Genomic DNA, 13,860 nt, shown 5'->3' with positions numbered 1-13,860 from the left:
TGAATTATTGTAGAGTGAGCCTATGTCGTTAGAACCCGATTACACTGACTGGCAACAGCTGATGGATTTAGTCAAAGACGCGGCCGCCGACGACCAACATACGCTGTTATTGACCATGATGATGACACCGGATGAGCGTGAAGCTTTGGTGGCGAGGCTGAATATAGTCTCTGAGCTACTCAAAGGTGAGAAATCACAGCGCCAGATCAGTCAGATGTTGGGAGTGGGGATCGCCACCATTACCCGTGGGTCCAACGAACTGAAGGCCAAATCGGACACTGAGCGACGGCAGATTGCCCGACTGATTCTCAAGCAAGACTGAAACAAAAAACGCCAGTGAATACTGGCGTTTTTTGTGCGTTATAAGTTGGCGGGAAAGTGTTCCGGGTTTGTGAATGGGATCAGAGCCAAGATTAAAGCCTGATGATAGACCGAGCTTCGGGTGAGCTGGTGCTGAGTCAGCAAACCGATCGCGCCGCCTTTTTGCTTAATGTTGTCAGTGCCAAACACTTCGTCCATGACATCACCTAGTTCATTTGCCTGAGCGAGTTTTTCCAGCACTTTCGGCGGCAACATCAGGCTGGCTGAGCGAGATTCGCCACGCTGCGTCGGCGATTCAATCACCATCCAGGCGAACGTTACACCACCTTCAATCCCCGCTTCCAGGCCGACGTAGTAATCGCCGTCGTCAATGATCTGTTTGGCGTTGCGCACTCGATTGAGCGCACCGGCACGGGTTTCTTCATCGGTCATCGGTTGGTCGGCCACTTCGCTCGGCACACTGACGCCGACAAACTCAAAGGCTTGTTGGCCGAAGGCGCTGGCAAAGGCACTTTTTACCGCATTGATTTTAGCTGGATTAAGCGAAGCTACGATGACTTTCTTGATTAACATCTGAGGTTCCTTGGTTGTGTTCACTCCACTGGCGCAACTGGCTGAGTGGCATGGGTTCACCAAACAAGAAACCTTGCATGTAATCGCAGTTGTACTCAGACAGCCACTGGCGCATCTCTTCCGTTTCGATCCCTTCTGCGGTGACTTGCATTGCCTGGGACTGACACAATTCAACCAGAGGTTTGATGACTTTCTTGTTATTGGTCGCAAGCAGGGTTTCAAGGAAGAAACGATCCAGTTTGATTTTCTGTACCGGGTACTGCACCAGCTGTTTGATGGACGTGTAACCGGACCCGAAATCATCGATCGCCAGCTTGTATCCTAACAGAGACAGTTCGTGTAACAGAGGAAAACTTTGCGAGTCGGCTGCAAAGGTTTCGGTGATTTCAAAATCAATTAGGTTGGGTTCCACGTTATAATGCTGAGCTTCGTGGTGAATAAAGTTCGCCAGTTGCAGTGAATCGAGTTCGGCAGACGAGAGGTTGATCGACAGGTTGATGGCTTCACGAAACATGGCCTGCAAGTCATGGAAGTCTTTAAATGCAGCGCTGATCACCCAGCGGTCGATGGCACCGAACAGACCAATCTGCTCGGCAATTGGGATGAACTCACTGGGAGGAATGCTGCCAAGCTGCTCGGACTCCCAGCGCAGCAGTGCTTCCACCCCGGCAATTTGGGCACCGTTATGCTTAAAATAGGGTTGGTAGACCAGATAGAACTCATCATCAAAACGGCCACTGCGCAGCGCGCGTTCAATTTGAGTACGACGCTGACCAGCACGGGCCAGATCTTCCGAGTAGTAAGCAATCTGGTTTTTACCGGCTTTCTTAGCCTGGTACATGGCCGTATCGGCATTGGATAACAGCTTAGCGACTTCTTTGCCGTCTTTAGGATATGTGGCAATGCCGATACTGGCGGTAATGGGGAAGTTTTTCAGCAGTGACCGTTTGCCACTGGCGATGGGCTCAATCACCTGGGCGGCAAACTCTTCGGCAACATGTTCAACCTGATGTGCCCGAGGCGTAGAGATGAACACAGCAAATTCATCACCGGACAGGCGGGATGCCAGACACTTGACCGGGTATTTACTCTGGAATTGCTCACACAGTGCCGTGATGTGTTTCGCGAAACTGACCAGCAGAGAGTCGCCGACCTGATGACCGTATTTGTCATTCACATACTTGAAGTTATCCAGATCAATATACAACACCCAGACATAACGGTTCTGAAACTGGTTGGCCAGAGCGCGTTCTGCGTACGCCTGAAACTGATGGCGGTTGGCCAGTTGCGTCAGATGATCATTTTCGGCTAGCACTTTGGTCTTCTGATAGGTGGAATCCAGCTCCTGATACATATCATAAAAGCGCGATGACAGACGGCCGATTTCGTCATTGCTGTGCAGTCGTTCAATGTTCTTGCGTTTGTGACCTTCCACTTCCCGTAACTGGCGTTCCAGAGTGCTGATAGGGCGGATAACATGACGATACAGCAGAAACAACAACAGCAGCACCGTGGTAATGGATGACAGGCCGAACGCGATTGCCAGGTTCTGGCTGACTTTGTTGAGTTTGTTGCGGATCAGATAATGAGCCGGGTCCAGCGTGGCGTAGAAATCGTTCAGCAGTTTGACGGTATGTGTTTGCGTGCCGGCTTGTGCCAGCGGCTCAGGTGTGAAGAAAATGCTGCTCTGATTATCGAACTCAATTTGATTACGCAGCCGGTTGAATGCATCGAGTGACACCGATACAACCACAAAAAAAAGCTCGTTCTTGTTGTAGCTCAGTGGCGACGACAAGGTGCGTTTGTCGAGGACATCATAGCGGACCAATACGCCGTCACCCTGTCCATTTTGGGTGTAGCCGATGTGAGAAGTGTGGCTGGTGGCGTCGTATGTCTGTTCAACGTATTCAAGAATAGACGGATCGAGTTTGGCGAACGGCTCATTGCTGTTGTCGGCGTAATACTGGGGATGTTTTTTATCATCCAGAATGGCGATGCCGGTAAAGGATTGCTGAGAGGCCTGAAGATTGGCGATGGTGTCTTGCAGATTTTCGATCAGTTCAAACTGGCGATAGGGGTTATCGCTGTTGGCCACATAATGGCGAATGATGTCACTCTTGGTCAGGGTAAACGAATAACTGTTCAGCAAAGAAACCGACTGCCGAAAGTGACCGGCCAGCTTTTCCATGTTGAGCTGAAGGTAGCTGTCTTCCAGCTTGATCAGCGCATCTCTCTGGCCGTTGTAAATAGTGTAACCTGATACTGCTGCACTGAGCAGGATAACCGGAGCAACCAGTAGCAGTATCCTAGTATTTAGCTTCATGACGTTTAATTATACTGTTTATTATTTTGGCTCTTAGGCCTATGTTTGAATTTGACAGCTCAGCATCGATGAGTCCGTGGTCAATTTGATCTTGCGACAAAAACAATGATGTATCATTAACATAATAGTCTGGAAGTAGTTTCAATGCGCTTAAATTTGGCGTCGCAGCCCTGATATCAATTGCATTTTTTGCAGCAATGTTGGGATCTAGCAAAAAGTTTATAAAAGACTTTGCCAACGATTTATTTTGTGAGTGGTTGCTGACGGCCAGGCAGTCTACCCAGATGAATGCCTGACCTTGTGGCCGGGCGAACGCCCATTTATCACCCGAGAAAGAACGATTCAGCGAATAGTGGTCACCACTGTAGGCGAGTGCCATGTGTAGTTCTTCTGCACTTTGGTGGCTTCGCACATAACTGAGCACGTATTCGTAAGTCAACACGTTATGATTGAACGGTTTCAAATCCTCGTAAGCCTGTTTGAGTTTGTCTTCACTGCCGGTGAAGGGCGATGCCCCCTGTGCGTAAAGGCTGGGTAACAGGGTTTCGACACTGTCGGTGATCATCCCGATGTGTTGAGTGAGCGAGGCCGGTGGGTGCATGAACTCTTGCCAGGTCTGAGGCGGTTTGGTGACTTTATCTTTGCGGTATACGTAGCCGACGGTGCCCCAGAAATAAGGCACCGCGTGAGTACCGCAAGCCTGATTCCAGATGGATGCGTTGTGCTGACGGTTTGGTATGTCTGACAGATCAATAAACGAACCCTGACGGGCATAAATTTGCGCCGAGACATTATCGAGCACCACAATATCGAATGGAAGCTGCACCCCTTTTAGCATCAACAGACTGCGCTCGTCGTCGTTGTCAAAGTGCGAGGTGGTTAATGTCGCTTTATGTTCTTGTTGCCACTGGTCGATGACCCGCTGAGACAAAGTGTCTTCCCACAGGTACATGTTGAGGTTTTGCGTTTGAGCAGCTGCGAACGGGCTCAGCAGAGCCGGGAATAACAAGACGTATTTTAACTTCATACGGGTAGGTAGGGCCTATCTTAAGTGTTAGGTAAACCGCCTATCAGAATGAAAGAGCTGTACTTTTGTACAAAAAGCTGAGCACTTATCCAATATGCAACCAAGTAAGCCTGATGGTAAAAGTTATATGGATAAGTGTCAGCAATGAATGGGGAATTCTATGACTAAGTTAAACTTATTGAAGCTGAACCTGAGTCGGTTTGACGTTTTCGATTGGGTAACATCCTAGTACTTTCAAATGCTTGGTTATTTTCGTCAGTTCCGCCAATGCCTGTTGCATACCGTCTGAGTCCAGGTGTGCTTCAAGATCCACGTAAAACATCTCTTCCCACGGGTTACCCATGATCGGGCGCGATTCCAGCTTGGTCATATTGATGCCGTAACGTTGCAGAACCAACAGAGTTTCAACCAGAGAACCCGCCTGTTGTGACGTAGACATGATCAATGTGGTTTTGGCTGGGATCTGCGTCGAGACTTCAACTGGCTTACGTGCCACCACGATGAAGCGGGTGTGGTTTTCGGTCTGGTTAGCGACGTTGCCTTGTATGGGCTGCAGCCCATACAGTTTGCCGCTGGAGGCATTACCGATAGCGGCGATGTCATCGCGATTCAGCTCTTTGACCTTTTGCATTGCGTCTGCGGTACTGGCACACGACTCCAGCGTGACACCGTCCAGGCGACTAAGAAACTCGCTGCATTGCTGATGTGGCTGAGGGTGTGAATACAGCGTTTTGATGTGTTCCAGGCGAATGTCTTTGGTGGCCAGCAGGCAATGCTCAATCGGCAGCGTCAGTTCGCCGACGATGTACAGTGTCGTGTGCTGCAACAAATCATATACTTCATTGATTGAACCGGAGCTGGTGTTTTCGATCGGCAGGACGCCATAGTCGGCATGCCCCGATTCAACAGTCGTGGTCACTTCCTTAAAGCGATCGCAGTTGAGCTCGATTAACTCTGTGTTCTTGCGGCTGAAGTACTCACGACTGGCCAAATGTGAATAAGAACCTTTGGCGCCCAGAAAGGCCACTCTGGCGAGAGGTTTGCGGCTTTGCTGTGGGTTGGCAAGATTTTGCAGGTAAGCCTGTTGCAGCAGAACGGAGTCTTCGATGATGGTGTGGAAAATTTTAGTGATGTACGGTGCGTCAAGCTGATACTTGTCTTTACCGTTATTGATCAGTTTGACTAATAGCTGCTGCTCACGCTCCGCATCACGCACGGGTTTGGACGTCTCCACTTTGCTTTTCGCTACTTCAATACTCATCTGACGGCGTTCAGACAACAGGTTAAGCAACTGGTCATCAAGTTCATTGAGACGCAGTCGGATTTCATCAAGTGAGTAGTGCTTATCAGTCATAAAATTTTCCTTATAAAAAAGCCTCCCGTTTGGGAGGCTTTCTGTTCGTTTTTGACTTATCTTCCGCGAACGAGCAGGCCTCCAGCTTCAGTGGAGAAAAAAGAAGTCAAAAAAGAACAGTGAGGTCAGGCGCATATTCGTGTCTGGGGTTAAAAGAACTGTAAACACAATAAGCAAGCGGACATAGGGCGTCAAGCAAAAAAATAGCGCCTTTCGGCGCTATTTCTTGTCTCCTGTCAACTATTCGATCTCTTCTTCCGGCTCAGGTTTTTCGGCTCGGCGAGCTTCGGGTTTGTGACGTAGTTTGTTGAGCTGTCGTTCCAGTTTCTGTTCGGCCTCATTGACGGCAGCGTATAAATCTTCATGAATGGCGGAAGCCACAAGCTGACCCTTCGGTATGGTGATGATCGCTTCAAACTTCATCTGTTTGTTCGGCTGCTCGCTGAACGTTGCCTGACAGCCAATGACGTCGACTTGCCATTTTTCCAGTTTTTTAAATTTACTCTCAATGTGAGTACGGATAGCAGAGGTGATTTCGATGTTTTTGCCAGTGATGTTTACTTTCATAGATGTTTTCCTCTGTTGCATCCCTCATGGGTTGAGTTCAGATTACCTGTTTGGTGTGCATAAAACGTGATATAAATCATGTTTTGTTGGCTGGTTTTGGCCATCAGAATCAAATGTGATCTTTCGCAAAGAGTGCAGGCGTTGTTCGCATAAAAAGCTTGTACATATGAAAAAACACGCTAGATTGGGAGAGGTAGTAGGCTAAAAATATTCAGTTTTTAGGGATGTTTTTCGGCCTGAAACAAAGTGGTGATGAAATTCTCACCATCACTGTACTGAGAACCTAGTCACACTTTTCTTCTCTCCAACGTCACGTATCTTCACTGAGCCGTTTTCTGGTCGATTTTGGCTGCTGTCGCTTCACGTTCACGACGAATTTTCGACAGCTGTTTATAGACGACATAGTATCGGTTGACGTTAGACACATACACCACGGGCTGGCTGCCAATGTTGCGGCGGGCCATCAGTTCTACGTGGCGAAACCAAACATTCGGATTGTAACCGTGTTTTACCGCCAGCTCGCGCATTCGACGAATATTGGCCGGACCGGCGTTGTAGGCCGCTAAAGCAAAATAGACTTTGTTGTCATAGCTGATGGCGTCATCGTTAAAGTAACGGTCTTTAATGAAGCGCATGTACTTGATGCCCGCATGAATATTGTTTTCTGTTTTATAGATATCAGGAATATTCACATACGGCTCCCGGGCGGTTGTCGGCAGGACCTGCATAATGCCAACAGCGCCTTGCGAGGAGACTTTACTCTGATCCAACCCGGATTCCTGAAAGCCCTGAGCCGACATCATCAAATAATCAAACTGATATTGCTTGGCGTAACGCTGAAAGAGGGTGGTTAAGGTGTCCAACTTTTGGATCGCTGCCGGGTTCAGGGCTTTATCCAGCCAGCGGGTACTGTCGAGATACTTGCCAAAGATTACATTGCCCAGCAGTGTGCCGGAGCGGGCGGTGTTAATGAACGTGTTCAGCTCCTGTTTGAGTTTGGGGCTGTGCTGGCGCAGAGCCCAGGCTATCTGACCGTTTTCGCGCAGTGGCAACTGACGATGTACCCGGATGTGCGGCATCACATCGAGCCAAATTTGGGTCTTGTGTTCGTCCATCACCGTCATCCCAATGTGCCCTTGTTCAAGCATTTCCAGCAGATCGTAATCCTCCAGCACTTCGTCAACGAACTGAATGCGAAGTGGTTCAAGATTGGCCGTTGTCAGTTGATGATTCACGCGTTGCAGGCTTTCCGCATAACTGGAACTGGCACGCACCCAGACCTCAAGGCCACTGAGCTGTTTGACGTGGGTGATGTCAGGCTGAGCAGCATTGGTGACCAGTAATTCCCGAACATCACTCAATAGTGGGTCGGTGAAGTCAAGGTGGTCGGCGCGACTATTTGTGATGGTGATGTTGGCCGCGGCGATGTCCCCCAAACCTTGTTCCAAAGAGGACAGCAGGTCATCGCGTGGCACCGGAATCACCTGTACTCGCAGGCCTTTATGGTGTTGTTTGAGCTGGGTTTCGAAGTGGCTGAGTAATTCGGCGATGATGCCTTTAGGTTGACCGGCTTCCACGTAATAAAACCCCAGATCGGCGGAGACCAGTACCCGGATCACGCCTTTTTGCCGCATGATATCCAAATCACCGGTATAGGGCAGTTGACGCAGCGGCGACAGTTCCAATGAAAATCCGTTGAGAGAGAGGCAGCACAACAGCAAAGCGATTATCTCTCGCATAACATCTGTTCCTTCTGATGCTTATTGAGTTAAAGCTTAGTTTCTGCACGGGCGTTGTGCCATCAGGAACAAAAAACCACTTCAGATAAAGTGGTTTTGTCTTGCGTGAGTTTGCTTAGATTGGGTTGAGCTTCATCAACGCTTCGGTCCGCTGGACGGCGTCTTTTAATCCCAGTTCCTTATAGGCATCGCGCTGAATTTTCAGTGATTTACGTGCCGCTTCAGTATCTGGATAAGCTTTTTGCAGCTCTTGCGCACGATTGATCGCGGCGATCCATGCTTCACGGCGCAGGTAGAAGTCTGCGGTGGCTAAGTCATATTCAGCCAGGCGGTTTTTCAATGCGATCATGCGTTTGTGCGCGTCTTCGGCGTATGGGCTGCTCGGGTAACGTTGCAGCAGTTTCTTAAAGTCAATGAAGGCGGCTTTGACCGGCTCTGGATCGCGGTCACTGCGATCAATGTTAAACAGATCGTGCATAAAGTTACGATCCTGAGCCATGTGCGTCAGACCGCGCATGTACAGTACCCAGTCGGTTTTGGCGTGTGTTGGGTTCAGACGCATGAAACGTTCGATGGTTGCCAGACCCAGTGCCAGATCATCATTTTTGTAGTAAGCGTAAATCAGGTCGAGCTGAACCTGCTCTGAATAGGCACCAAATGGGTAACGCGAATCAAGAGCTTCCAGCTTTTCAATCGCAGTCTGCCAGTTGCCGCTCTGCAGAGAAGATTGTGCGTCTGAATACAGTTCAGAAGGTGGAACATCCGGAACAACCTGCTCGCTACTTGAACAGCCGACTAAAAGTGATAACGCTAACAGGCCAGATAAAGTGTGGTGTTTCATGTCAGGAGTCGATTCCTTGAATTTAAATATTTCTTCAGCTTCCGTTACTTTCTTACCAGTAACAGATACAATGACGCAATAGTGTATTTTTCCATAGTAGTGAGCATTAGTCTCACAGTTTTTAAAAAAGTTCGATATGGCTCAGCAGATTGAATTAACAAACACAGTAAAAGACAGTCAATTGGGTCAGCGTCTTGACCAGGCTGTCGCTGAATTATTCAGTGATTTTTCGCGTTCTCGCCTTAAAGAGTGGTTACTGGACGGCAAAATCATGGTCGATGGCAGCGTGGTGACGAAACCTCGCGTGAAGGTGATGGGCGGTGAAGTAATTACTGTTCAGGCCGAACTGGAAGACGAAGAGCGCTGGGAAGCGCAGGATATCCCGCTGGATATTGTGTACGAAGATGACGACATCATCGTGATCAATAAGCCTCGGGACTTCGTGGTGCACCCGGGAGCGGGCACGCCTGACGGCACGGTTCTGAACGCGTTGTTGTTCCACTATCCGGAGATCGCCGAAGTACCGCGAGCGGGCATTGTCCATCGTCTGGATAAAGACACCACAGGTTTAATGGTAGTCGCGAAAACCGTACCGGCGCAGACTCGTCTGGTTCGCGCGCTGCAAAAGCGTCACATCACTCGTGAATACGAAGCGATTGCGATTGGCCGCATGACCGCAGGCGGAAAAGTGGACAAACCGATTGGCCGCCACTCTACCAAGCGAACCTTGATGGCCGTCAACCCGATGGGGAAACCGGCGGTGACGCATTACCGGGTGGCGGAACATTTCCGTGAACATACCCGCATTCGTCTGCGTCTGGAAACCGGTCGTACACACCAGATCCGGGTGCATATGTCTTACCTGCAACATCCGTTGCTGGGCGATACCGCATACGGTGGCCGTGCACGTATTCCATCAGGGGCGTCCGATACGTTAGTGGACATGATTCGCGGTTTTGATCGCCAGGCGTTGCATGCTGCGATGTTAAGGTTTGAACACCCCGTCACAGGAGAAGAGCTGGAGTTTCACGCGCCGGTGCCTGCTGATATGGTGGCTATTACTGATGCTCTGCGCGAAGATACGCAACTGCACGGTCTGGAAGACGAGTATTAATCATGGAACTGATCATCCCTGACTGGCCAGCTCCGGCCAAAGTTAAAGCATGTGCGTCTACCCGCCAGGGTGGCTACTCTCGTGCTCCTTATGAAGGCCTGAATCTGGGCGTTCATGTCGGGGATGACTGGATTGTGGTTGAGAAAAACCGTCAGTTACTGGCCGCTCAGGCGGCAATGCCCTCGTTGCCTGTGTGGCTCAATCAGATTCATTCTAGCCGGGTGATTGAACTGTTGGCTCCGACCAGTAAAACTCAAGATGCCGATGGCGCATTTACCCGCCAACGGAATGTTGTCTGTTCTGCGATGACCGCCGACTGTCTGCCAATTTTATTGACCAATAGAGAAGGCACTCAGGTAGCTGCGGTGCATGCAGGGTGGCGTGGCCTGGCTGGTGGTATCGTTGAAAATGCATTGGCAGAGTTTGATAGCGAAGTCATGGCGTGGCTTGGGCCGGCGATTGGTCCTCGCGAGTTTGAAGTCGGTCAGGATGTTCTGGAGGCATTCACGGCGTTTGACCCGCTGGCGGCAGAAGCTTTCACGCCACGTGAGCAGGCCGGAAAATGGCTGGCGGACATGGCCATGCTGGCCACTCAGCGTCTCAATAAAGCCGGCGTCAGTCAGGTTTATCAATCCGGGCTGTGTACAGTTGAGGATCCGCAGCGTTTTTATTCCTACCGCCGCGATGGGATCACCGGACGCCAGGCGACGTTTATCTGGATTGAAGAGTAGCCATCTCTCTTTCGAATCTTCATCACAAGCAAAGCTGAGATAAATCAATCTTAGTGTCGCTTCCCCTTGAATTTCGCTCGATGCGCAACCATCTTTGCAACTGTTAGAGAAACATATCTCAGTTGAGATTAAGAAGGTTGATATGCGTCTAGATAGATTCACAAGTAAGTTTCAAATTGCTATTTCCGATGCTCAGTCGTTAGCGTTGGGGCGCGATCATCAATACATTGAGCCGGTGCACCTGATGGTGGCGTTACTGGATCAAAATGGTAGCCCAATTCGACCGCTGCTCACCATACTGAATGTTGATGTCACGCACTTACGCTCAAAGCTGAGCGAAATTTTAGATCGTCTACCCAAAGTCAGTGGCATTGGCGGAGATGTTCAGTTGTCGAGTGCGATGGGCACTTTGTTTAACTTGTGTGACAAAGTGGCTCAAAAGCGTAAAGATGCCTACATCTCATCCGAAATTTTCCTCCTCGCAGCACTGGAAGACCGCGGACCGCTCGGCAGCCTGCTCAAAGAGCTCGGTTTGACCGAGAAAAAAGTCAGCGAAGCGATTGATAACATTCGTGGTGGTCAGACTGTCAACGATCCTAATGCTGAGGAATTGCGTCAGGCGCTGGAGAAATTCACCATTGATCTGACGGAGCGGGCCGAACAGGGCAAGCTCGATCCCGTGATTGGCCGAGACGATGAAATTCGCCGTACCATTCAGGTGCTGCAGCGCCGTACCAAAAACAATCCGGTGATCATCGGTGAGCCCGGTGTCGGTAAAACCGCGATTGTCGAGGGGCTGGCACAACGTATCATCAACAATGAAGTGCCGGAAGGGCTGCGTAATAAACGGGTCTTATCGTTGGATATGGGCGCGCTGATCGCTGGGGCCAAATATCGCGGCGAGTTTGAAGAGCGGCTTAAATCGGTGCTGAATGAGCTGGCGAAAGAAGAGGGGAACGTCATCCTCTTTATCGATGAAATCCATACCATGGTTGGCGCCGGTAAAGGTGAAGGCTCTATGGATGCCGGTAACATGTTAAAGCCGGCGCTGGCCCGAGGTGAGTTGCATTGCGTGGGCGCCACAACGTTGGATGAATATCGTCAGTACATTGAGAAAGATCCGGCACTGGAGCGACGTTTTCAAAAAGTGCTGGTGGATGAGCCGAGCGTTGAAGATACCGTGGCCATTTTGCGGGGTTTGAAAGAGCGTTATGAGCTGCATCATCATGTTGAAATTACCGACCCGGCGATCGTCGCGGCGGCGGCACTGTCGCACCGTTATATTTCGGATCGCCAATTACCGGATAAAGCGATTGACTTGATCGATGAGGCGGCTTCCAGCATCCGAATGCAAATGGATTCCAAACCTGAGTCTCTGGACAAACTTGAACGCAAGATGATCCAGCTTAAGATTGAGCAGCAGGCTCTGAGTAATGAGCATGATGAAGCGAGTGAAAAGCGGTTGCAGATCCTCAATCAGGAGTTGGAAGAAAAAGAGCGTGAATACGCCGAGCTTGAAGAAGTCTGGAATGCTGAAAAGGCTTCACTGTCTGGGACGCAGCACATTAAATCTGAGTTGGAACAAGCGCGTATGGACATGGAGTTTGCTCGCCGGGCGGGGGATCTGACTCGTATGTCCGAGTTGCAGTATGGCCGAATTCCTGAATTGGAAAAACAGCTGGATTTGGCTACCCAGGCCGAAATGCAGGAAATGACCTTATTACGTAATAAAGTCACGGACAATGAAATCGCTGAAGTCCTCTCTAAACAAACCGGTATTCCGGTCTCAAAAATGCTCGAAGCAGAAAAAGAAAAACTGCTGTGCATGGAGGAGGTACTGCATAAGCGTGTCATTGGCCAGAAAGAAGCGGTCGAAGTGGTGTCGAATGCGATTCGCAGAAGCCGTGCAGGATTGTCGGATCCTAATCGTCCGATCGGTTCGTTCTTGTTCTTGGGGCCAACAGGCGTGGGGAAAACCGAGTTATGTAAAACGCTGGCTTCCTTTATGTTTGACAGCGAAGACGCCATGGTTCGTATCGACATGTCTGAGTTCATGGAGAAACACTCGGTGGCGCGTTTGGTCGGTGCGCCTCCAGGCTACGTTGGATATGAAGAAGGGGGATACCTGACTGAAGCGGTACGCCGCAAACCCTATTCGGTGATTTTGCTGGACGAAGTTGAAAAAGCCCATCCGGATGTCTTCAATATTTTGTTGCAGGTACTGGATGATGGCCGTCTAACTGATGGGCAGGGTCGCACGGTGGACTTTCGTAATACGGTAGTGATCATGACCTCTAACTTGGGGTCGTCACGTATTCAGGAAAACTTTGCCACACTTGATTATCAAGGTATCAAAGAGCAGGTGATGGAAGTAGTCAGTAAACATTTCCGTCCTGAGTTCCTGAACCGGGTTGATGAAACGGTCGTATTCCATCCACTTGGCCAAGAACATATTAAGTCGATTGCTAAGATTCAGCTGCAGCGTTTAGCAAAACGTATGGAAGAGCGCGGCTTTGAGCTGGAGATCTCTGAGAAAGCGCTTGAGCTGATAGCGCAAGTCGGTTTTGATCCGGTATTCGGTGCTCGTCCTTTGAAACGTGCGATTCAACAAAGTGTTGAAAACCCGTTGGCCAAAGCGATTCTTGCCGGAGAAGTGGTACCGGATAAGAAAGTTAAACTGATTGTCAGTAACGACCAGATCATCGCGCATCAGGACTAAATACGACAACTTGGAAAATAAAAGGGGCTGCCAAGCCCCTTTTTTGTCGGATTTTTCTTCGTTGTGGCTATTTCGTAAACGAACGAACAGAAAAGTCGTGTTTTTTTTATTTTCTCTATTGTGTTCATTTCTAAAGTACCTATAATGCGCCTCCGTTGCCACGGGAAACCGGCTGAATCAGCAGGCAGCAAATCGGTCTGAAAGTTAAGTGATTAACTTTCGAAGAAATAACGAAAAAAGTGTTTGACACCTAAAGTTATCTCGCTAAAATGGCCGTCCGTTTTGAGCGAAAGCGAAAAACAACAGCTCTTTAACAATATAAACCTATCAATCTGTGTGGGCACTCGTTGATGATAATCCAAATTGATGTTTCGACATCAACTAAGGTTTCAATGATACGAAGTGACCATTGAGTCTTCGGACTCAGCACAGTCAATTCAAACATTACTATATGTAATGTTCAGTATTCATTGAGCCGACAAAATCTTAAATTGAAGAGTTTGATCATGGCTCAGATTGAACGCTGGCGGCAGGCCTAACACATGCAAGTC

11 protein-coding genes, 1 rRNA gene and 1 other annotated feature are annotated in these 13,860 nt (G+C 49.4%); of the genes, 5 read left to right on the top strand and 7 right to left on the bottom strand.

The window, feature by feature from the left end:
- Positions 1–22: 22 nt before the first annotated feature.
- Positions 23–322, top strand: coding sequence for a trp operon repressor (gene trpR / locus CAG64_RS06810; RefSeq protein WP_021705608.1), 300 nt, complete (start codon positions 23–25; stop codon positions 320–322).
- 38 nt (positions 323–360) lie between these two features.
- Here the strand turns inward: trpR and yjjX are convergent, their stop codons facing one another.
- The 7 genes from yjjX to bamD all read right to left on the bottom strand — a co-directional run bounded on the left by yjjX (position 361) and on the right by bamD (position 8,745).
- A complete protein-coding gene (gene yjjX / locus CAG64_RS06805) occupies positions 361–894 on the bottom strand; it encodes an inosine/xanthosine triphosphatase (RefSeq protein ID WP_021705607.1) in 534 nt (177 codons plus the stop codon).
- Entirely contained in the window at positions 860–3,217 is a 2,358-nt protein-coding gene (locus tag CAG64_RS06800; protein ID WP_161453063.1) for a putative bifunctional diguanylate cyclase/phosphodiesterase, read from the bottom strand. Before CAG64_RS06800 ends, yjjX begins: the two co-directional genes overlap by 35 nt.
- Positions 3,201–4,244: a polyamine ABC transporter substrate-binding protein gene (locus CAG64_RS06795; protein ID WP_161453061.1), complete on the bottom strand. Its 1,044-nt coding sequence runs from the start codon at positions 4,242–4,244 to the stop codon at positions 3,201–3,203. Before CAG64_RS06795 ends, CAG64_RS06800 begins: the two co-directional genes overlap by 17 nt.
- A gap of 175 nt (positions 4,245–4,419) precedes the next feature.
- The gene (gene pheA / locus CAG64_RS06790; protein ID WP_161488531.1) at positions 4,420–5,598 is read right to left on the bottom strand and encodes a prephenate dehydratase; all 1,179 of its coding nucleotides are present in this window, start codon (positions 5,596–5,598) and stop codon (positions 4,420–4,422) included.
- A gap of 11 nt (positions 5,599–5,609) precedes the next feature.
- Positions 5,610–5,728: a sequence feature (Phe leader region), on the bottom strand.
- 110 nt (positions 5,729–5,838) lie between these two features.
- Complete coding sequence (hpf, locus tag CAG64_RS06785) at positions 5,839–6,165, bottom strand: ribosome hibernation-promoting factor, HPF/YfiA family (RefSeq protein WP_161488532.1); 327 nt, start codon at positions 6,163–6,165, stop codon at positions 5,839–5,841.
- Between the two features lie 320 nt (positions 6,166–6,485).
- Positions 6,486–7,904 (bottom strand): lytic transglycosylase F, encoded by a 1,419-nt coding sequence (locus CAG64_RS06780; protein WP_161488533.1) that lies wholly within the window; start codon positions 7,902–7,904, stop codon positions 6,486–6,488.
- 115 nt (positions 7,905–8,019) lie between these two features.
- Positions 8,020–8,745 carry an outer membrane protein assembly factor BamD gene (bamD, locus tag CAG64_RS06775; RefSeq protein WP_161488534.1) on the bottom strand — a complete coding sequence of 242 codons (726 nt, stop codon included), beginning with the start codon at positions 8,743–8,745 and terminating at the stop codon, positions 8,020–8,022.
- Between the two features lie 136 nt (positions 8,746–8,881).
- Between bamD and rluD the strand changes: the two genes are divergently transcribed.
- The 4 genes from rluD to CAG64_RS06755 form a co-directional block, all read left to right on the top strand.
- Positions 8,882–9,859 (top strand): 23S rRNA pseudouridine(1911/1915/1917) synthase RluD, encoded by a 978-nt coding sequence (rluD, locus tag CAG64_RS06770; protein ID WP_161488535.1) that lies wholly within the window; start codon positions 8,882–8,884, stop codon positions 9,857–9,859.
- 2 nt (positions 9,860–9,861) lie between these two features.
- Positions 9,862–10,590, top strand: coding sequence for a peptidoglycan editing factor PgeF (gene pgeF, locus CAG64_RS06765; RefSeq protein ID WP_161488536.1), 729 nt, complete (start codon positions 9,862–9,864; stop codon positions 10,588–10,590).
- A gap of 142 nt (positions 10,591–10,732) precedes the next feature.
- Positions 10,733–13,309 carry an ATP-dependent chaperone ClpB gene (gene clpB / locus CAG64_RS06760; protein ID WP_161488537.1) on the top strand — a complete coding sequence of 859 codons (2,577 nt, stop codon included), beginning with the start codon at positions 10,733–10,735 and terminating at the stop codon, positions 13,307–13,309.
- Positions 13,310–13,797: 488 nt separating this feature from the next.
- Positions 13,798–13,860, top strand: a 16S ribosomal RNA gene (locus tag CAG64_RS06755); the annotation flags it as partial.

It is taken from the genome of Vibrio sp. V38_P2S17PM301 (genome assembly GCF_009904845.1).
In the GTDB taxonomy this organism is placed as follows: Bacteria; Pseudomonadota; Gammaproteobacteria; order Enterobacterales; family Vibrionaceae; genus Vibrio; species Vibrio proteolyticus.
This window is presented reverse-complemented; position numbering and strand designations above follow the sequence as displayed.